Origin of the sequence: Ralstonia mojiangensis (assembly GCF_023955645.1) — a bacterium.
GTDB classification, from domain to species: Bacteria; Pseudomonadota; Gammaproteobacteria; order Burkholderiales; family Burkholderiaceae; genus Ralstonia; species Ralstonia mojiangensis.
The window spans coordinates 428,408-446,984 of the sequence record NZ_JAMXHU010000005.1 but is presented as its reverse complement, the minus strand read 5'-3'; the positions used below and the strand labels follow the sequence as shown (position 1 = coordinate 446,984).

The 18,577-nt window shown below is 65.5% G+C and carries 20 protein-coding genes; 7 read left to right on the top strand and 13 right to left on the bottom strand.

All coding sequences use genetic code 11. The features are described from left to right. Positions 1-17 precede the first annotated feature (17 nt). From hydA to NG898_RS22455, 4 genes are all read left to right on the top strand, one after another. Complete coding sequence (gene hydA, locus NG898_RS22470) at positions 18-1,433, top strand: dihydropyrimidinase (RefSeq protein ID WP_252694498.1); 1,416 nt, start codon at positions 18-20, stop codon at positions 1,431-1,433. 30 nt (positions 1,434-1,463) lie between these two features. Further along, a complete protein-coding gene (locus tag NG898_RS22465) occupies positions 1,464-2,201 on the top strand; it encodes an aspartate/glutamate racemase family protein (RefSeq protein ID WP_092972234.1) in 738 nt (245 codons plus the stop codon). Positions 2,202-2,288: 87 nt separating this feature from the next. Continuing rightward, complete coding sequence (locus NG898_RS22460) at positions 2,289-3,173, top strand: LysR family transcriptional regulator (RefSeq protein ID WP_232039964.1); 885 nt, start codon at positions 2,289-2,291, stop codon at positions 3,171-3,173. A 146-nt stretch (positions 3,174-3,319) separates the two neighbouring features. After that, the gene (locus NG898_RS22455) at positions 3,320-4,273 is read left to right on the top strand and encodes an AEC family transporter (protein ID WP_252694497.1); all 954 of its coding nucleotides are present in this window, start codon (positions 3,320-3,322) and stop codon (positions 4,271-4,273) included. A gap of 27 nt (positions 4,274-4,300) precedes the next feature. On the opposite strand, the gene NG898_RS22450 is transcribed toward NG898_RS22455, so the two are convergent. Together NG898_RS22450 and NG898_RS22445 are read right to left on the bottom strand one after the other, a co-directional pair. Beyond that, positions 4,301-5,347, bottom strand: a complete 1,047-nt coding sequence (locus NG898_RS22450; protein ID WP_252694496.1) for an alpha/beta fold hydrolase — start codon at positions 5,345-5,347, stop codon at positions 4,301-4,303. Positions 5,348-5,382: 35 nt separating this feature from the next. Beyond that, a complete protein-coding gene (locus NG898_RS22445; protein ID WP_252694495.1) occupies positions 5,383-5,781 on the bottom strand; it encodes a cupin domain-containing protein in 399 nt (132 codons plus the stop codon). A 329-nt stretch (positions 5,782-6,110) separates the two neighbouring features. Between NG898_RS22445 and NG898_RS22440 the strand changes: the two genes are divergently transcribed. Together NG898_RS22440 and NG898_RS22435 are read left to right on the top strand one after the other, a co-directional pair. Further along, positions 6,111-6,362 (top strand): hydroxyquinol 1,2-dioxygenase, encoded by a 252-nt coding sequence (locus tag NG898_RS22440; protein ID WP_252694494.1) that lies wholly within the window; start codon positions 6,111-6,113, stop codon positions 6,360-6,362. Between the two features lie 60 nt (positions 6,363-6,422). Next, positions 6,423-7,205, top strand: coding sequence for an alpha/beta fold hydrolase (locus tag NG898_RS22435; protein WP_420803714.1), 783 nt, complete (start codon positions 6,423-6,425; stop codon positions 7,203-7,205). Between the two features lie 22 nt (positions 7,206-7,227). Here NG898_RS22435 and NG898_RS22430 read toward each other — a convergent pair whose 3' ends face one another. The 11 genes from NG898_RS22430 to NG898_RS22380 all read right to left on the bottom strand — a co-directional run bounded on the left by NG898_RS22430 (position 7,228) and on the right by NG898_RS22380 (position 17,103). Beyond that, positions 7,228-8,319, bottom strand: a complete 1,092-nt coding sequence (locus NG898_RS22430; protein ID WP_252694493.1) for an acyl-CoA desaturase — start codon at positions 8,317-8,319, stop codon at positions 7,228-7,230. After that, positions 8,303-9,433 (bottom strand): sterol desaturase family protein, encoded by a 1,131-nt coding sequence (locus NG898_RS22425; protein ID WP_252694492.1) that lies wholly within the window; start codon positions 9,431-9,433, stop codon positions 8,303-8,305. Before NG898_RS22425 ends, NG898_RS22430 begins: the two co-directional genes overlap by 17 nt. Beyond that, on the bottom strand, positions 9,430-10,053 hold the full coding sequence (locus NG898_RS22420) for a phosphatase PAP2 family protein (protein WP_252694491.1): 624 nt from the start codon (positions 10,051-10,053) through the stop codon (positions 9,430-9,432). Before NG898_RS22420 ends, NG898_RS22425 begins: the two co-directional genes overlap by 4 nt. Next, entirely contained in the window at positions 10,050-11,360 is a 1,311-nt protein-coding gene (locus NG898_RS22415; protein ID WP_252694490.1) for a F390 synthetase-related protein, read from the bottom strand. Before NG898_RS22415 ends, NG898_RS22420 begins: the two co-directional genes overlap by 4 nt. After that, entirely contained in the window at positions 11,357-12,163 is an 807-nt protein-coding gene (locus tag NG898_RS22410) for an MBL fold metallo-hydrolase (protein ID WP_252694489.1), read from the bottom strand. The genes NG898_RS22415 and NG898_RS22410 overlap by 4 nt, the downstream gene beginning before the upstream one ends. Next, positions 12,141-13,154 carry an NAD-dependent epimerase/dehydratase family protein gene (locus NG898_RS22405; protein ID WP_252694488.1) on the bottom strand — a complete coding sequence of 338 codons (1,014 nt, stop codon included), beginning with the start codon at positions 13,152-13,154 and terminating at the stop codon, positions 12,141-12,143. The genes NG898_RS22410 and NG898_RS22405 overlap by 23 nt, the downstream gene beginning before the upstream one ends. Continuing rightward, entirely contained in the window at positions 13,151-14,149 is a 999-nt protein-coding gene (locus tag NG898_RS22400; RefSeq protein ID WP_315862503.1) for a 3-oxoacyl-[acyl-carrier-protein] synthase III C-terminal domain-containing protein, read from the bottom strand. The genes NG898_RS22405 and NG898_RS22400 overlap by 4 nt, the downstream gene beginning before the upstream one ends. 147 nt (positions 14,150-14,296) lie before the next feature. After that, a complete protein-coding gene (locus NG898_RS22395; protein WP_252694487.1) occupies positions 14,297-15,001 on the bottom strand; it encodes a Crp/Fnr family transcriptional regulator in 705 nt (234 codons plus the stop codon). After that, a complete protein-coding gene (locus tag NG898_RS22390) occupies positions 14,994-15,629 on the bottom strand; it encodes a 2-hydroxychromene-2-carboxylate isomerase (RefSeq protein WP_252694486.1) in 636 nt (211 codons plus the stop codon). Before NG898_RS22390 ends, NG898_RS22395 begins: the two co-directional genes overlap by 8 nt. Before the next feature lie 9 nt (positions 15,630-15,638). Further along, positions 15,639-16,313, bottom strand: coding sequence for a 3-oxoacid CoA-transferase subunit B (locus tag NG898_RS22385; protein WP_252694485.1), 675 nt, complete (start codon positions 16,311-16,313; stop codon positions 15,639-15,641). A gap of 28 nt (positions 16,314-16,341) precedes the next feature. Continuing rightward, entirely contained in the window at positions 16,342-17,103 is a 762-nt protein-coding gene (locus tag NG898_RS22380; RefSeq protein WP_252694484.1) for a CoA transferase subunit A, read from the bottom strand. A 244-nt stretch (positions 17,104-17,347) separates the two neighbouring features. Here NG898_RS22380 and NG898_RS22375 point away from each other — a divergent pair, with 244 nt between their 5' ends. Then, positions 17,348-18,565 (top strand): cation:proton antiporter domain-containing protein, encoded by a 1,218-nt coding sequence (locus NG898_RS22375; protein ID WP_081785357.1) that lies wholly within the window; start codon positions 17,348-17,350, stop codon positions 18,563-18,565. Positions 18,566-18,577: the final 12 nt, after the last annotated feature.

The following is an 18,577-nucleotide window of genomic DNA, read 5'->3' as shown; positions in this document are numbered from 1 at the left end:
ATGAAGGAGCGCTAAGCATGTCCACGGAACTCGACCTGGTGATCCGCAATGCGGATGTGGTGACCGCGTCCGACCGCTTTAGCTGCGACATCGGTGTGCGCGATGGCCGCATCGTCGTGCTCGGCCACGGCTTGCCGCGCGGTGCGCGAGAGATGGATGCCAGCGGCCTGCTGGCGCTGCCGGGCGGCGTCGACGGTCATTGCCACCTCGACCAGCCTATGCCCGATGGCATGCGCATGGCTGACGACTTCTTCACCGGCACGCGTGCGGCCATCTGCGGCGGCACGACAACGGTGATCCCGTTTGCCGCGCAGGAGAAGGGCGGCTCGCTCAAGGCGGCGGTGGCCGATTACCACCGGCGCGCCGAGGGCCGCGCGGTGGCCGATTATGGCTTTCATCTGATCGTGGCCGATCCCACGCCCGACGTGCTGAAGCACGAACTGCCGGAGCTGATTCGCCAGGGCTACACCTCGTTCAAGGTCTACATGACCTATGACGACCTGAAGCTGTCCGACCGCGAAATGCTCGACGTGCTGGACGTGGCCAAGCAGAACAACGCCCTCGTGATGGTGCATGCGGAAAACGCCGACTGCATTTCCTGGCTGACCGAGAAGCTGGTCGGCGAAGGCCGCATCTCGCCACGCTTCCATGGCCTGTCACGCCCGGCTGCCGTGGAGCGTGAAGCCACGCACCGTGCCATCACCTTTGCCGAACTGGTGGACGTGCCGATCCTGATCGTGCATGTCTCCGGCAAGGAAGCCATCGAGCAGATTCGCTGGGCGCAAAGCCGTGGCTTGCAGATCCTGGCCGAGACCTGCCCGCAATACCTCTACCTGACCGCCGAAGACATGGGCCTGCAAGGTGACGATGGCTACGAAGGTGCCAAGTGCGTCTGCAGCCCACCACCGCGCGATCCTGAAAACCAGGCGGCCGTATGGCGCGCGCTTGCAGGGGGCGTGTTCAGCGTGTTCTCTTCCGACCATGCGCCGTTCAACTATGACGACCCGGAAGGCAAGAAGCTTGGCGGTCAGGCGCAACCGTTCGACCATATTCCCAACGGCGTGCCCGGTATCGAGACGCGGTTGCCGCTGCTGTTTGATGGCGTTGCGCGCGGCAAGCTGTCGCTGCATCAGTTTGTGGAGCTGACGTCGTATCGCCCGGCACGGCTGTACGGTTTGTACCCACGCAAGGGCACGATCGCCGTCGGGGCCGATGCCGACATCACGCTGTGGGATCCGGAGCGCCGCGTGCGCATCACCAACGATGCGTTGCATCACGCAGTCGACTACACGCCCTATGAAGGCATCGAAGTGACCGGCTGGCCGGTGCATTGCTTCTCGCGCGGCGAGATGCTGGTCGAAAACGGCAAGTACCTCGAACCGGCACCGGGGCGCGGGCAGTTCCTGCCGGCGGGCGCGCCGTCGCTGGTTTGACGGTTTTGGTTGGGTTCTCAAAATTTCATCATGCGTATTCTGGTCGTCAATCCCAATATCTCCGAGAGCGTGACGGAGTTGATCCATGCCGAGGCGCGTCGCTCCGTGTCACCCGGCACTACGCTCACGATGGCGACGGCGCCATTTGGCGTGGCCTATATCGAAACGCGCTTCGAGGCCCTGGTGGGCGGCTATGCCACTGCGTGCGTCGTTGCCGAACATGACGGTCAATTCGACGGCGTGGTTGTCGCGGCGTTTGGGGACCCGGGCCTCGCTGGCATCAAGGAGCTGTGCAACGTGCCGGTGGTCGGCATGACCGAAGCGGCGCTGGCCAGCGCCTGCCTGCTCGGCCAGCGCTTTTCGATCATCGCCATTTCGAACCGTATCCAGGCGTGGTACCGCGAGTGCGTAGCCGCCAATGGGCTGTCGTCGCGGCTGGCAAGCGTGCGCTCGTTGCAGCAGCCGCTGCGCGACATCGGCAGCGTGCAGGAGGACCATGCGGCACGGCTGGAGGAACTCAGCCTGCAGGCGGTGCGTGAAGACGGCGCCGACGTGATCATCGTGGCCGGCGCACCGCTTGCCGGGCTGGCCCGGACACTCAAGGACCGCATTCCCGTGCCGGTGGTGGACGGCGTCTCCAGCGCCATCCGCCATTGCGAGAGCCTGATTGCGCTTGCCCCGAACGGCGCAGCGGAAGGCAGCTTTGCGCGTCCGCCGCACAAGCCAAACCGCGGGTTGCCTCCCGCGCTGGCTGCCATGCTGACGTAAGCGGGTTGTCTCACTGCCCTGGAGGGCAGGCCGGTGTGGCCAGAGGTACGATGCGCTATCTGCACCTGATCGAACTTCGTATCCGCCATGTCTCTCCGCGCCTTGAGAACGCTCGTTGCCATTGCCCGCCACCGCACGTTTGCGCGGGCCGGCGAGGCCATCGGGCTCACGCAGTCGGCTGTCAGCCTGCAGGTCAAATCGCTGGAAGAGGAGTTCAACGTCCGCCTGTTCGACCGCTCAAGGCGTGAGCCCGCGCTGACAGAGGCAGGCCGCATCGTGCTCGCCCAGGCCGAACAGATCCTCGCACTGTATGACCGCATTCCCGACGCGCTGAGCGATGAGAGGGCGCTGGTCGGGCGGTTGCGCATCGGCGCCATCCAGACCGCGCTATCGGGGCCGCTGCCCAACGCGCTGCTGGCCCTGCGGACGGCGCATCCGGGCCTGCGCGTGCACGTGGCCGCCGGCATGTCGGCCGAGCTTGCACAGCGTGTAGCCGATGGCGAACTGGACGCCGCAATCACGTCGCACCCCGTGCGGCCGCATCCGGCGGAACTGGTGTGGTCGACGCTCTATGAAGACCGCTTCTGGCTGCTCGCTCCCGCGCAATACGCCGAGCGTGATGCGCGTGCGCTGCTGACCGAGCTGCCGTTTATCCGCTTTGATGCGCAGGCCTGGGCCGGCCGCATGATCGCTTCGGAACTGCGGCGCTTGGGCGTGCGGGTGCGCGAAGAAATGGTGCTCGACAACAAGGACACGATCGTGCGCATGGTGGCAAGCGGATTGGGCGCCGCCGTGGTGGCGATATCCGACTCCGAGCTGACGCAATTGCCGCCCATCGCCCGGCTGGCGTTTGGCCAACCGCAATTGCACCGCGCGGTGGTGCTGCTTGAACACCAATCGCGGACTGCACAGCGCTTTACCCAGGCATTGACCGATGCCGTGGTCGCTTCTGCAATGAGAATTTCTCATTGATCGCCAGATAAATAACAATTATTGCTGCTGTGACTGCGTGATAGCTTGACGGTGTTCCTGTTTTTCGCCGAGCACCTCATGCCGTTCCGCACGTTCCTCCGCCTCTCGCCCGCATTGCGGGCACGCCACGATGCAGGAGCACGGCCATGACCGCCGCAATCCTGCTCGCTCTCGCGCCGGTTGCGCTTCTGGTGGCGCTCGGCCATTGGCTCAAGCGCTCCGCCTTCCTCGTCGAAACCTTCTGGCCGCAGGCTGAGCGGCTCTGCTACTACGTCCTGTTACCGGCGTTGTTCATGCATGGGCTGGCCACGGCACACATGCAGTCTTTGCCCGTGTTGCCGCTGGTGCTGACGTTGATTGGCGCGACATTGCTGGTGGCAGTTGCGCTAATGCTGGCCCGGCCGTGGATGCAACTGGACGGTGCCGCGTTTACCTCGGTGTTTCAGGGGGCGGTGCGGTTCAACAACTACGTAGGCGTGTCGCTGGCTACAGGCATCTTCGGTGCCAAGGGGATTGCGCTGGCTGCCGTTTGCAACGCGGCGATTGTGCCGACAGTCAATCTGTTGTGCGTGCTGGTCTTCGCCCGCTATGGCTCGGTGCGCCTGAGTGGGCGTGCGCTCGTGCGTCAGATCGTGACGAATCCGCCGGTGGTGGCTTGCTCGCTGGGCATTGCCATGCAGGCGCTGGGGTTGCAGATGCCTGCGGCGATCGAGCCGGCGGTGCGTGCGCTCGGGGTGGCGTCCATGCCGCTGGGTCTGCTGTGCGTGGGCGCTGCGCTCAACTTCAGCGGCGTGCGTTCGTGGGCGCAGCCGGTGCTGGTGTCGTCGGTCATCAAGTTCCTGGCCATGCCCGTGTTGACGCTCGCTCTTGGCCACGCGCTCGGCCTGACCGATGCTGCGTTGATCGTGGCGCTGCTGTTTCAGGCGCTGCCCACGGCATCCTCGTCGTACATCATGGCGCGTCAACTGGGCGGTGACGCGCCGCTCATGGCCGGCATCACCGCCGCGCAGACGGTGATGGCCGCGGCGGCCATGCCGGCCGTGATGACGCTGCTGGCCCTGACGCGTGGGTTACCCCAAGGGTTGCTGTCGGCGTTGTGAGCCAGAAGCGCCGCCAGGCTAGCCGGTTCAGAGGTGCACCACGTCCAGCATGGCCTGTACGAACGCTTTCGGCGCTTCCTGCGGCAGGTTGTGCCCGATGCCGCCACCGATGTTCCGGTGCTGGTACTTGCCCGTGAACTTCTTCGCATAGGCTGACGGCTCCGGGTGCGGTGCGCCGTTGGCATCGCCCTCCATGGTGATGGTGGGCACCGTGATGGCAGGCGCGGTGGCCAGGCGCTGTTCCAGCACGTCGTACTTCGATTCACCCTGCGCCAGCCCCAGGCGCCATCGATAGTTATGGATGACGACGGCGACGTGATCGGGGTTGTCGAATGCGGTGGCGCTGCGGTCGTACGTGGCGTCGTCAAACTTCCACGTGGGCGACGCGAGCTTCCAGATCAGGCGGTTGAATTCCTTACAGTTGGCGGCGTAACCCTGCGCGCCACGCTCCGTCGTGAAATAGAACTGGTACCACCACGCAAATTCCGCGGCCGGCGGCAACGGCTTGCGGTTCGCCTCCTGGCTGCCGATCAGGTAGCCGCTGACAGATACCAGCGTCTTGCAGCGCTCCGGCCACAGCGCCGCGATGATGTCCGCCGTGCGCGCGCCCCAGTCATATCCGCCAAAGTGCGCCTGCTTGATCTTCAATGCGTCCATGAACGCGATGATGTCGGCGGCCAGCGCGGCCTGCTGCCCGTTGCGCGGCGTGTCTGCGGAGCGGATGCGCGTCGATCCATAGCCGCGCAGATACGGCACCAGCACGCGATAGCCTGCCGCCGCCAGCGCGGGCGCCACCTCTGCATAGCTGTAGATGTCATACGGCCAGCCGTGCAGCAGGATCATCACGGGGCCGTTCTTCGGTCCAAGGTCTGCGTAGCCGATGTTGAGCACGCCGGCATCGATCTGCTGCAGCGTGCCGAACGGGTTGGCTTGGCCAGCCAGCAGCGCGCTTGCATTGGGGGACGGTGCCGGTTGTGCATGCACAAGTTCGGCCAGCCCGAGATCGAGCACGCCAATGCTGGCGATGGTGGTGCCCAGAAGGCGGCGACGGCGAAGGTTGACGGGGTTCGACATGGGAGTTCTCTCTTTTGGGTGGATGGGGCAGGGGATTAGTGAACGAGCTTGACCAGCGGCTCACCGGACTTCACGACATACGTGGCCAGTTCCGATGCCTTGCCGCTGCCAACGTTTCTTGCTGAGTGCGCAACGCCGGCCGGAATGAACAACGAATCGCCGGTCTGCAGCGTCACGGGGGGCTGACCATCCAGCCGGTATTCGATCGTGCCTTGCAGGACGTGGGCGATTTCCTCGCCGGGGTGGACATGCGCGGGGGCGAATGCACGCTCATCAAAATCCACGCGCACTTGCAGGGTTTCGCGGCTTGGCACGCTCAGGTCGTGGTGGACGAGATCGGTCCGATGCAGGCCTGCGGCTTGCGCAAATGCGTTGTGCGCGCCCAGGGCGCCTGCCAGTACGAGCAACGTTGCGGTCAATCGGGTCGGTTGCATGAGGGCTCCAGTGATCAAGGATGGATGACGAGGCCGGGTCTTGCTCACCTCGTTTCCAGCATTGGGCGCCTGCGATGTATCCGGTCGGTTTCACGATGCCGCCGATTTGTATTGCTTTGTAGCAACGGGCATCGATGGACGGGGTTTTGTATGCGTTTGTATCCGGCGGCAGCTCCGGTACATGCCCAGACAAAACGGGCAGCACATCGCTACGTGCCGGATACGTCAGGCGACTTAAATGCATTCCGTGGCCAAGACGCCGGGCCAACGCAACGCAAAGCACCGGCAGGCCGCGCAATCCCAAACCAACCGTTCAAAGGAAAACGATCATGACCCGCAATCTCCCCAAGACCCTCGCTGTTGTTGCTCTCGCTGTGGCCGCCGCCGGCGCGCAAGCCGCTTCATCCGTCGGTGCACGCGACCCGTACACCGAAGGCGCCCGCGCCGTGCAAAGCGCGGTGGACACCTACACCGAGGGCGCGCGTTCGTCCGATGTCTATACAGACGGCGCCCGCGCCACCGACATCTACACCGATGGCGCCCGCAGCGCGAACCCTTACTACGACGGTGCACACGCCTGAAGCGGCAGCCTCGCGGACACCTCATCCCACTGAGAACCGAACAGATAACAAGGACCCGACATGTTCAACCGCAAAGCCGTCTCCATCGCAGCGCTGGCACTTGGCATGACCGCCAGTGCGCCCCTGTTGGCCGCCACGGCAGCCGATGCCGATCAACCTTCCGTCGTGATCGTGCACGGCGCCTTTGCCGATGGGTCCGACTGGGCCAAGGTGATTCCGCTGCTGCAGGCCAAGGGCGTGAAGGTGCAGGCAGTGCAGAACGGACTGAACTCACTGGCCGATGACGTGGCCGCCACGCGCCGCGCCATCGGCAACCAGCGGGGCAAGGTCGTGCTGGTGGGGCATTCATGGGGCGGCACGGTCATCACCGAAGCCGGTGCGGACAGCAAGGTTGCCGGCCTCGTGTATGTGGCGGCGTTTGCGCCGGACGTCGGCCAGTCGACGGAAGAGGTGGGCAAGGACTACGCGCCTGCGCCGGGCATCGGCAAGCTCGTCGCTGACGCCAACGGTTATCTCTCACTGCCCGCTGCAGCGCTGGCGAGCGACTTTGCCCAGGATGTGCCCGCTGCTCAGGCGCGCGTGATGGCCGCCACGCAAGGGCCCATCAAGGCGACGGCATTTGCCGAGCGCACCACGGTGGCGGCGTGGCAGAGCAAGCCGTCGTGGTTCATCGTCAGCGCGCACGACCGGATGATTCAACCGGATCTGGAGCGTGCCATGGCCAGGAAGATTGGCGCCAAGGTGACGACGCTGCCGACGAGCCACGTCCCGCAGCAGTCGCGGCCGCAGGATATGGCCAAGGTGATTCTCGATGCGGTGCACGCGGCCGAGGCGCGCAACTGAGGCCGCGCGTGTTGCCTGCGTGTCAGTTCGGGCGTTGGCCCATGGCGCGCAGGAAGGTCTGCTGCGCGGTCAGCAACTCCCCGTAGGTGAGCGCGCGGTAGTCGAGCGCATGGGTGCGCGCCACCTCCGCCACACGTGCTGCCAGCGCCGGATAGTGCCGGTGGCTATACGTCGGGAAGAGGTGATGCGTCAGGTGCCAGTTCAAGCCGCCAAGCCAATAGCCGATCCACGCCGGTTGCGGTTGCCAATCGCAGGCGGTATGGAATGCATGCTCGTGCCACGTGTGGGGCAACTGGCCCGATTCGGGCGGCAGATAGAACGTCACGTCTGCCCAGTGCGTGCCGAGAATCAGCGCCACCAGCACGCACGAGGCCAGCATCTGCCCCGCGAAGTAGCCGAACGCCACCCAGCCCCAGCCGAGACCAAGCAGATGCGCCACCCAGGCCGGCACCGCCACGGCAATAAGCAAGTGCAAGGTCTTGGCAGACAGGAACGTCGCCCACCCGCGCAAGCCGGGTAACACGCGGTCTGTGGTCAGCGGCGTGAGGCCGAGGCGGTCCGACCAGTCGTAGATCCAGTTGATGTACGGCAACGACAGCGCGGCAATCAGCGGCCAGTAGCGATGCTGGTAGCGAAACTGCGGATACCACGGCTGAAAAGGCGTCTGCCGCAGGAAGCGGTTGGCGGCGGTGTCCAGGTCGTAGTGCTCCACGTTGGCATGCGCGTGGTGATAGTGCACATGGCGCACCGCCCAATAGGCCGGTTCGATGCCGAGCGGGATGGCGGTCACGCGTGTCATGAGATGATCCAGCCATGGCCACGGAGAGAGTGCGCGATGTGCGCCGTCGTGCAGCACGTTCATCGCCAGCAGCATTGCGATGAACGGAAAGGCCACATAGGCGAGCACGAAAATTATCGTGCTCTTGGCTGTCACCATCACCCCATACAGCAGTGCAGAAACTACGACAAGGAAGGCGCCCTTGGCGACGAGCTTCGCATCGGCAAAGCGGTGATCGCCGTTTGCTTGCAGATGTTCGTGCGCGGCTTGGCGCAAATCCTCCGCCAGCGACGACGAGCGCGGTGAAGCGTAGCGGAGCTTAGCGAGATTCGGCATGCGGCGATGAAGAAAGCGGCGATTCGGCACGCAGCACGTGCCACAGCCCACAGACCAGGCCATGCAACCCGAGTGCAACGGCCAACGTGTCGGACAACGCATCGCCCGCGCCGCATGCGCCGATCATCAACACGGGCAGTGCAAGCGCCAGCAGCGGCCACAGCCAGCGGCCCCAGGCGCGCCCATCCGACAAGCCGCCCAGCGCCAGCGTGAGCAGCAGGATGAGCGCGAACCAAACCGCTTGCCAATGCCCGGGCCACAGGCCATCGGTGCGTACGTAGTCGATCACCACGCCGAACAGCAGCACACCTCCGGTGGCGATCCAGCCGGCGGGCGTGGCGCGCGTATCGCGTTGCAACTGTGGCGTGCGTAACCCCAGCCATTGCAATGCGGGCACCACGTTGGCCCAGAACGGGTTGTCGCTGTGGGTGGGCTTGTGCACGCCGTAGCGGATCGGCACGTCGGGCAGCGCGCGCTGATACGTGCCGAACAGCTTGTCCCACAGGAGCAGCGTGCCGCCGAAGTTCCGGTCGATGTATTCCGGGTTGCAGCCGTGATGTACGCGATGGTTGGCAGGCGTGACCATGAAGCGGTCCAGCACCCCCGAGCGGCCGACCAAGCCGCAGTGGTTGTAGAACTGCACCGAGTAATGCAGGCCCGACACCGCTACGAACATCTCCGGCGTGACGCCCAACAGCGCCAGCGGCATGAAGAACGGCAGCGATGTCAGCGACGACAGCCACGCGTTGCGCACGCCCAGCGACAGGTTGAAATGCTCGCCCTCGTGATGCACGGCGTGGATCGCCCACAGAAAGCCGAGCTTGTGGTGCATGCGGTGCAGCCAGTAGAAGCCGAGATCCCAAGCGACAAACGCGAAGGCCCAGCCCGCAACCGGATGCCAGCCATCCACCCAATGCAGGCTGGCATGGGCATATAGCCACGTGAAGCCCGAGACTTCCACGCCGCGGCACAGCCACATCAGCACGTGGCCGGAGTTGAGGTTGAGGATGACGTCGCGCCACGGCAGCGGCTGACCGCGCCACCACTTGAGCGCAGCCAGTTCCAGCAGCACGCAGCCGAGCATCAATGCAAGCGGCAGGGCAAAGGCATTCATGTGGACACCGGTTCGATAGAGAGCGTTGACGCCCGCCGCGCCAACCATAGACGGACAGCCGCACCGCACAGCACGCCCACGGCCACGCCTGCCGACAGGTCAAGTGCGACGTGCCGGCGCGTCTGGATCGTGGCGTACAGGATGCCCAGCCCCCAGGCTGCGGCGAGCGCCGTGCGCATCGGCCTGCGCGAATCGGCCAGCGCCCACACCGAGAGCAGCGTAAGCGCCCCGTGCAGCGAGGGCAGGCAGTTCTGGCTCGAATCCACGGCGATCAGCATGCGTTGCACGCTGGCCGGCAGCGATGCATCGGCCAGCGGCGGATAGTGCAGCGTGGTCGGCCACAGCAGGAACACCGCACCACTCACCAGCGCGCTCATCTGCATGGTGCGTTCCAGCCAGGGCAGGCGAGACATGTCGGCCAGCAAATACGCCAACGGAATCAGCGCGAAGAACGACACGTACAGCCAGATGCCTGACGTGCTGAACGGAATGGCGCGGTCCAGTGCAGTCTCGGGCATGATCGTGCCAACGCCTTGCAGCGCTCCGCAGAGGCCATAGACGAGGCCCACCGAACACCAGCCCAAGGCCATATGACGCAGGCGCGTGGCGAGCGGACTCATCGTGCCGCTCTCGGCGCCGCGAGCCGGACGATGCGGCGGCGCTTGGTGGTGAAATCGGTGGCGATGCGCTCGGGCGTGGCGTGCCACGTCACGCGCGATGCATCGACCCCCTGGCAGGCGAAGACATCGGCCAGGTGCGCCCGGCACGCGCGTGCAATGTCGGCGTCGGCTGGTTGAATGGACAACGCGAGCGTGTTCGCATCGGTCTGCACCAGGCGATAGTCCGCGTGGAGCGGCAGCGCCTGTGCCAGCGCCCGCGAACACACGTCGGCAAACAGCGTGACAGTGCCGCCGCCCAGCGCGGGCAGGACGAGTGTGTCGTCGCAGCGGCCTTCGATGCGCTCGATGGCCATGGCCGGATTGCCGCACGGGCAAGCGCCAAGCGCCGGGTCGCGGCGGATGAGGATGTCATCCAGCCGGTAGCGCACGATGGGCTGCGTGCTGCGGGTGAAATCTGTGATGACGGGAACGAAGCGGCGCGCGTCCAGCCATTGCGGCTCGATGTGCACGTGCGCTTCGTTCAGATGCAGCGTGCCGTGCGGGCAGGTCGCACCCAGGAAACCTTCGGTTGCCTGATAGACCTCGCCGACGCTGCGGAAGGCCTGCGCAAGCAGCGCGCGGTCCATCGGCTCCAGCACTTCGGCACCGGACAGCACCTGCACCGGCGCAATGTCGAGCCGGCCGGCCAACTTCTCGATGGCAAGCGCACGCAGCACCTGCGCCGGCCCCACGATGATGGTTGGCTGCAATGCCTCCAGCGGCGCGCGGTGCGAATCGAACGGCGCAAACAGATCGAAGAACGAAAACGTCAGCCACGGGTTGCGCACGGCCGTGTACAGATTGCTGTTGGCGCGCAGGAACAGCGCGACGCGTTCGCCATGCAACAACCCGCGCGGCAGCAGCTTGGCGAGCAGGATGCCGGCCCACTGCGCGCGCTCGGTCGGGCTGACGACGAAGACGCCGCGTCCGCCCGATGTGCCGGAAGACAAGCCCACCGAATACGCCCTGACCGTAGGACGGAAATCGCGTGACTGCTCGGCCTGTTGCGCACACGCCAGCACGTCGGCCAGACGCAGGCCGGCTGTGTTCATCGCGTCAAAATTGGCCATCATCGTGGCCTTGTCCATCAACGGCCATTCGTGCATCGGTTTCGATGCGAACGGGCGGAAGTACGGGCTACGGGTCAGCACGTGTTGCGTGAAGCGGGCAATCTGCCGCTGTTGATGCGCTTCCAGCGCGGCGCGATCAGGCAGCCGCAACCGGCGCGTTTGCCAGTAAGACCACAGCAGGCGATGTAACGTTGTCACAATGCGCCCTCGTGCGTGAGCAGAATGCGCACGTGGCCGCCGGCATCGAGCGCGTGCAGCTTGCGCAGAGTATCGAAGTAGGCATGGCGGTCTTCCATGATGGAATACGCCAGCACCGACGGCCCGCGCAACTCGCGATAGCTCAGCGGTGACCAGGCGGCGTCGGCGGCCAGCAGCACCCAGCCTTCCTGCGTGCGCACGAAGGCGCCGAGGTGCCCGGCAGCGTGGCCGGGCAGCGGCACGAGCAGCACGTCGCCGTTGCTGTCGGGCAAGGCCCAGGCGGATGTGAATGGTGCCAGCTCTGGCGGCAGCGCGACTTGCTCGAACTGTTCGACAAAGCGCGTACGCGTTTCAAAATCTTCGGGAAACAGCCCGGGCACGAAAGCGCGCCGTAACGCGGAAACACCTCGCAGCGCACGCAGGTGCATCCATCCCTCGCCAGAGCAGATGACCGGCACGCCCGGAAAGTCGCGCAGGCCGGCAACGTGGTCACCGTGGAAGTGCGAGACGATCAATCCATCCAGGTCAGCGGGGCGCATGCCATGTTGTGCGAGCTGTGCTGCCATGGATTCCGATGTATCGAAATACACCGGCGTGACCTTGCGATAGATTGCAAACAAGCCGCTGCGCGTGTGGTCATGAAAATGCGAGGCATAGCCCGTGTCCCACAGCCAGCGTCGCCCGGCGGCTTCGATCAGCCATGCGCGCGCCGGAAAGGCGCAAGTGCGCAAGCCCGCGCCGCGCAGTGCCACGCACGCGGTGTGCGTGCAGTAACCGGCTTCAAAAACGGACAACGTTGCCATGTTCGCGTAACCAGTGGGCCGTGCGGCGGATGCCTTCGGCCATGTCGATGGGCGGCACGTAGCCGAGTTCGATGCGCGCGCGGTCGTTGGCGAGCGTCATGTCGTAGTGCAGGGCCGCAGCGCTGTAGCGCGTGAGCAGCGGCTCGCGGTGCGTGATGGCACTGGCCGATTCCATGGCGCGTGCGGCCAATGCCATGGCCGCATAAGGCACGGCGCGGATGCGGTAGCGCAGGCCGAGCTGTTGCCCCAGCAGTTGATCGAGCAGATCGTGCAGCGTGGCCGGTGCGTGATTGGTGATGTTGTAGGCGGCGCCCGAAGGTACGTCCGCCGTGGTGGCGCACTGCATGGCGTGCACCACGTTTTCCAGATAGGTCAGGTCCATGCGCGCTGCGCCGCCACGGGGCAGCGGCAGCACGCCGCCGCGCAGTTTCAGCAGATGCAGGATGCGCGGCAGCACCACGCGGTCATGCGGGCCGAACAGCCCACGCGGCCGCAGGATGACGAAGTGCGTGCGGTTCTGTGTGGCGACCTGCTGCTGGATGGCCGCTTCTGCCAGCATCTTGGTGGCCGCGTAATGATTGGCGAAGCGGGCAGGGCGATAGCTCTCGGGCAGTTCGGCGTGATGCTGGTAGTCGAAGTAGATCGACGGCGTGGAGATGTGCACGAAGCGGCGAACACCGCGCTTGACGGCACCTTCGGTCAGAGCGGTCGTTGCGCGCACATTGGCCGCGTAGAAGGCGTCGTACGCACCCCAAGGAGATGACAACGCCGCGCAATGCCACACCGTGTCGACACCATCAAGCAGCGCATCGAGCGTGCTCGGCGTCAGGCGTGCGAGGTCGGCCGGTACATAGTCCGCACCGCGTGCGATAAAGGCCTCGCGCTGCGCGGCATCGCGCCCCGTCGCGCGTACGCCTGCGCCTTGTGCCAGCAGTGCATCGACCGCGTTGCGGCCGAGCCCGCCCGTGGCCCCCGTCACAAGCGTGGTCATAGTGTCAGCACCATGCCGCCGAGCGTCAGGCCGGCTGCCGTGCCAACCAGCAAGACCGGCTTGCCAGGCTCGATGCGTTGGCGCGTCACCGCTTCATGCAGCGCGGTGGGAATCGATGCGGCCACCTGGTTGCCGTGCTGCGCGTAGATGTCGATCACGCTGGCTTCTGGCACGCCCAGCCGCTTGCGCAAATGCTGCATCCCAAGGTGGCTCGCCTGGTGCGGCACGACGACGTGCATGTCGCGCAGCGTGTAATTGCTGCCCGCGAACAGACGATCGAGGAAGCCGTCCATCAGTTGCGAGGCGAGCTTGAACACGCGCTTGCCGTCCATGTGGAAGAGGTAATCGGTGGGTTGCGCGCCGGTGCGCGGGTTGCGACGCGTGCCGCCTGCAGGGATTTCGCAATAGGCCTTGCCGGCGGGGTAGGTCTCCATGCGGTACGCGTGGATGCCTTTGCTGGACACCGCAGATGCCGCCTCAACGATGACTGCCGCCGCGCCATCGCCGAAGATCAACGCGGTCTCGGCATCGTCCCAGTCGATGCCGCGCGAGGCCAGGTCGGACGCCACCACGGCAATGCGTTTGTACGCGCCAGTGGTCAGCAGGCTGCTTGCCACGTGCAGCGCCGTCAGGAAGCTCAGGCAACTGGCGTTGACGTCAAACGCGGGCGTGCCGGCCGGCAACCCTGCGGGCTCCAGGATGCGCGTGGCCGTGTTGGGCAGCGCCTGCTCCTGCACGCCCGAGGCGGAAATCAACAGGTCGATGGATGCGGCGGGAACGTTTGCGCGGCGCAGCGCATCGCGCACGGCAGCGCCGGCAAGCTCCGATTGGTGCTCCGCAAGCGTGGCATGGTGGCGAACGTCGATACCGGACTTCTTGCGCACGTACCCCGCCCGATGGCCCAGGCGGGCATCCAGCTCGGCGGACGTGACTTGGTGTTCCGGCAATGCCTTGCCGGTGGAAAGCAGATGAATCGGCAGCATAGATGCAGGCACGCACGGTGTGCGTTGCCCTGTTCCCTCTTCCGGCTGCGGCCGCGTGGGGCGCATGCCGCAGCGTAACGATCTTGTCTTGTTGTGCCGCGATTCTAGCGGGTGCGGCCCGCTGCGCCGGATGAAGATTCGTTAATAAAGACGGCGTCTTCAGGCGCCGTAGCTGCGCAGCCGATCGAGGTCGACGACCGTCACGCCGCCGTATTCCAACCGCACCACGCCGTCTTTCTCCAGGGCCTTGAGCGATTGGTTGGCCACTTGCCGTGTCATGCCAGAGAGCAAGCCAAGTTCTTCCTGCGTGATTTCCAGGTGGTCGCCCGCGCCCGGGTAGAGCACCGGGTTGAACAGCGACGCAATGCAACGCGCCAGGCGCGGCGTCACATCAAGCAGCCGGTCGTATTCCAGCAGCGCCATGAAATGCCCGAGCCGTTCGTTGAGCTGCTTCACCAGGAAGCGGTTGAACGCCACGCTGTTTTCCACCAGCCACATGAAGGTGGCTCGGTCCATGAAGGCCATGCGCGTGTCGCGCAGCGCAACGATGTCGTAGCGGCGCGGCTCATTCTTGAGGACCGTGCCCTCGCCAAACCAGCCGCCGGCCGGCACGCCCGTAAACGTGACGCTGCGCCCCTCGGGCGACACCGTGCCGATCTTGATGAGACCCGTGACCACGCCCGTCCAGCTTTCCAGCAACGTGTTCTTCGGGCAGATGCAGGCGCCGCGCGCATAGGTTTTCTCGACGATGCCAGCGCACGCGCGGTCCGCTTCATCCGGTGGCAGCTCAATCGACCACGCCGCAATATGCGCCAGCCGTGCGCGGCTGATGCCGGGGCGCGAGTTTGTGTCGTGTTCAGCCACGTTGAATGCCCACCGGCAACGTGCTCACGCGTTGCACTTCGGGCGTGGAGAGCCAGTCGGCGCGCAGGCTTTGCAGAAACATCTCGGTGGCGTCTTCACCCCAGAACAGCTCGCCGTTGTGCACCAGCGTGGGCACCCCAAACACGCCGAGCGCGATAGCCGCATCGGTGTGCGCACGCAGCGCGTCTTTCACGGCGGGCTGGTCGACAGCCGTTGCGCCTTCCGCAAAGCCGACCGCTTCGCACAGCGCGGCAAAACCCTCCGGCGATGCCACATCGTTGCCGTCGCGCCAGATATGCCGGAACACCGCCCGCACGGCATCGAGCGAGCCGCCCATCGCGATCGTCAGCCGCAGCGCCTTGATCGGGTTGAACGGGTGCGCGGGCGGCATGCGAAACGGAATGCCGAGCTGCTGCGCGCGAAACAGCGCATGCCGGTACGTGAACACGCGCTTGGGGGTGATTTCGGCGGGGCCCTTTTGCCCCCAGTGATGCAGGATTGCGCCAAGCACCAGCGGGCGCGGGCGGATGACGATGTCGTTTGCCTGCTGCAGCGCATCGAACTGTTCGAGCTGCAGGTAGGCAAACGGCGAGATGACATCGAAGAACCAATCGACGGTGGCGGGCATGCAGTCTCCTCAGGCGGCGCGCATCTGCAGCAGCGGCGCCAGCGTGAAGGGCGCTGCCGTCATGGCGCGAATGTCGTCGAGTGTCGCATGCGAGAGGATTTCACGCAGCACCAGCCCCGCATCGGTTACGTCAAACACGGCATGTTCGGTGACGATGACCTTCACGCAGCCTTGGCCTGTGAGCGGCAGCGTGCAGCGCGGCAGGATCTTGGAGTTGCCGTGCTTATCGGTGTGCGCCAGCGCGGCAATCACCTTGCGCGTGCCGTAGCAGAGGTCCATCGCCCCGCCAATGCCAGGCCACCATTTGCCGTTGCGATCGCACGCCCAGTTGGCGAGGTTGCCCAGCGCATCCACTTGCAACGCGCCGAGGATCGTCACGTCGATGTAGCCGTTGCGCATTGCGCCCAGCGACGTGGCGAGGTCCATGAGCGCCGCGCCGGGCAGCAGGGTGATGGGCTCGCAACCGGCGTTGGTGAAGTCGCTGTCGATGGCGTCCAGCGGCGGGCGTCCGCCAAAACCGAAGGCGCCGTTTTCGGTATGGAAGATGACGCCGGCATTGGCGTCCAGGTAGTTGGCCGTGAGTGTGGGGATGCCCAGGCCAAGGTTGACGACTTCGCCCGCGCGTAGTTCTTGCGCGCAGCGGGCGGCGATGCGTTGCTTGGGCGTTTCGGGCAGGGCTTGCATGGCGGTCTCCTCGTTGTGGGTCTGACGATCACGCATCGGCAGCGGGCAGGCGGCCAAGCTTCGTCCAGTGGTGCCTGTAAAGCGCGTGCTGGTCGTCCAGCGACAGCCCTTGCACCACCGCATTGACGAACACACCCGGGCAGCCGACGCGCTCGGGCGGAATCGTGCCCACCTCCACGATCTCGTTCACCTCGACGATGGTGTAGTCGCCGGCCATGGCGATGTCGCGCTGGTTCTGCAGTGCCGTGCCGCGAAACTCCACGTTGCCGAAGGTATCGGCGCGCCAGCCTTTGATGATCGACACGTCAGCGCGCAGAGGCGGCTCGACGAAGCATGTCGTGCCATCGACGGTGATCGTCGGCTTGGGCGCCCCCCGCTTGGGAAACATCCCGGGCTGGTCCAGGATGCCCACGCCCACCGGCACGAGCGCGCCGCCCAGGCCCAGCGCACCCGCGCGCACTTTCTCGGCCCAGGTGCCCATCGGAAAGAACTCGGCCACGCGCACAGCGTCGGTCAGGTAAGCCTGCGTCGATTCGTCCGTCGTGCCGACGTGCGTGCCGATGAACTCGGCCAGTTGGCCGGAGCTGAACAACCGTGCCTTGAGAAAGCCGCCGCGCAGCCCCGGCGTGTTGGTGATGAGCGTGAGTTGCCCGATGCCGCTGGCGAGCAGCGCCTCGATGCAGCAGGCCGGCTCGCCGGCGCCCACGAATTCGCCCAGCATCAGGCGGCTGCCGCTGCGGACGTGGGCGATGGCCTCGTCCACGGAAAGGACCTTGTTGGCGTAGCGCATGCGTTGTCTCCTTGGTGGCCGCCTTGGGGGAGCGGGTCTGCGGCGCAGTGTAGGAGCGGTGTTTTTGGCGCGATGTCTTCTGCATGACATTTGCTTCGTAAGGTTTCGCAAAGGGCAATCCTTATAGTTGTGACGCAACGTGAACAAATCCGCGCCGCGGTTGTCGCACAAGGGCCGGCCCGGCCCCGCCTAGCGTTTCCGCCCCTCCGTCTTTGAACCCGGCCCCATTCCAATCCAGGACCGCATGCACGTAGACACCCCGCTTATCTCCACCATCATCGGTGGCATCGTGCTGGCCTTCATCTTCGGCACCATCGCCCAGCGCCTGCGGCTGCCGCCGCTGGTCGGCTATCTGATGGCGGGCGTGGTGGCCGGGCCGTTCACGCCCGGTTTCGTGGCCGATCAAAGCCTCGCACCGCAACTGGCCGAACTGGGCGTGATCCTCCTGATGTTTGGCGTGGGGCTGCACTTCTCGATGAAGGAGTTGCTGGCGGTCAAGGCCATCGCCATTCCGGGTGCCATCGGGCAGATTGCGCTGGCCACGCTCATGGGCATGGGCCTGGCCTGGCTGCTCGGGTGGGATTGGGGCCCGGGGCTGGTGTTCGGGCTGGCACTGTCGGTGGCGAGCACGGTGGTGCTGCTCAAGGCGCTGGAGGATCGCGGCATCGACAACTCGCACGAGGGCCATATCGCCGTCGGCTGGCTGATCGTGGAAGACCTCGTGATGGTGGTGACGCTCGTGCTGCTGCCGGCCTTGGCCGGGGCGCTGGGGGGCGCCGGCAGCACGGCGGTCAGCACGTGGGACATCGTCAAGGTGCTGGCCGTCACGCTCTCGAAGGTGGTGGCGTTTGCCGCGCTCATGCTGGTGGTGGGCCGCCGCGTGATCCCGTGGATGCTGGAACGCATAGTCATGACGGGCAGCCGTGAGTTGTTCCGCCTGGGCGTGCTGGCCACCGCGCTGGGCGTCGCTTACGGCGCGACGGTGCTGTTTGGCGTGTCGTTCGCGCTCGGCGCGTTCTTTGCGGGCATGGTGCTGGCCGAGTCCGAATTCAGCCAGCGCGCGGCGGAAGAATCGCTGCCCTTGCGTGACGCATTTGCGGTGCTGTTCTTCGTGTCGGTGGGCATGTTGTTCGACCCGAGGGTGCTGATTGAAGACCCCTGGGCGGTGCTCGGCACGGTGCTGATTGTGGTGGTAGGCAAGTCACTGGCAGCGTTTGCGGTGGTGCGCGCGTTTGGTCACGGCAACCGCACGGCGCTCACGATTTCTGCCAGCCTCGCGCAGATCGGCGAGTTTTCGTTCATCCTGATCGGGCTGGGGATCAGCCTGGAAATCCTGCCCGACCGGGCGCGGGGGCTGTTGTTGTCGGCGGCGATCCTCTCGATTCTGCTGAACCCCCTGATGTTCGCCCTGATCAACCGTCTCAAACGCGAGGTGGCCCCGGAGCCGGCGACGGCGGATTGAGCGTCAGCGCCA

Coding starts and splice junctions, on each gene's coding strand:
- hydA (WP_252694498.1), top strand. CDS start 18: ATGTCCACGGAACTCGACCTGGTGATCCGCAATGCGGATGTGGTGACC.
- NG898_RS22465 (WP_092972234.1), top strand. CDS start 1,464: ATGCGTATTCTGGTCGTCAATCCCAATATCTCCGAGAGCGTGACGGAG.
- NG898_RS22460 (WP_232039964.1), top strand. CDS start 2,289: ATGTCTCTCCGCGCCTTGAGAACGCTCGTTGCCATTGCCCGCCACCGC.
- NG898_RS22455 (WP_252694497.1), top strand. CDS start 3,320: ATGACCGCCGCAATCCTGCTCGCTCTCGCGCCGGTTGCGCTTCTGGTG.
- NG898_RS22450 (WP_252694496.1), bottom strand. CDS start 5,347: ATGTCGAACCCCGTCAACCTTCGCCGTCGCCGCCTTCTGGGCACCACC.
- NG898_RS22445 (WP_252694495.1), bottom strand. CDS start 5,781: ATGCAACCGACCCGATTGACCGCAACGTTGCTCGTACTGGCAGGCGCC.
- NG898_RS22440 (WP_252694494.1), top strand. CDS start 6,111: ATGACCCGCAATCTCCCCAAGACCCTCGCTGTTGTTGCTCTCGCTGTG.
- NG898_RS22435 (WP_420803714.1), top strand. CDS start 6,423: ATGTTCAACCGCAAAGCCGTCTCCATCGCAGCGCTGGCACTTGGCATG.
- NG898_RS22430 (WP_252694493.1), bottom strand. CDS start 8,319: ATGCCGAATCTCGCTAAGCTCCGCTACGCTTCACCGCGCTCGTCGTCG.
- NG898_RS22425 (WP_252694492.1), bottom strand. CDS start 9,433: ATGAATGCCTTTGCCCTGCCGCTTGCATTGATGCTCGGCTGCGTGCTG.
- NG898_RS22420 (WP_252694491.1), bottom strand. CDS start 10,053: ATGAGTCCGCTCGCCACGCGCCTGCGTCATATGGCCTTGGGCTGGTGT.
- NG898_RS22410 (WP_252694489.1), bottom strand. CDS start 12,163: ATGGCAACGTTGTCCGTTTTTGAAGCCGGTTACTGCACGCACACCGCG.
- NG898_RS22405 (WP_252694488.1), bottom strand. CDS start 13,154: ATGACCACGCTTGTGACGGGGGCCACGGGCGGGCTCGGCCGCAACGCG.
- NG898_RS22390 (WP_252694486.1), bottom strand. CDS start 15,629: ATGCCCGCCACCGTCGATTGGTTCTTCGATGTCATCTCGCCGTTTGCC.
- NG898_RS22385 (WP_252694485.1), bottom strand. CDS start 16,313: ATGCAAGCCCTGCCCGAAACGCCCAAGCAACGCATCGCCGCCCGCTGC.
- NG898_RS22380 (WP_252694484.1), bottom strand. CDS start 17,103: ATGCGCTACGCCAACAAGGTCCTTTCCGTGGACGAGGCCATCGCCCAC.
- NG898_RS22375 (WP_081785357.1), top strand. CDS start 17,348: ATGCACGTAGACACCCCGCTTATCTCCACCATCATCGGTGGCATCGTG.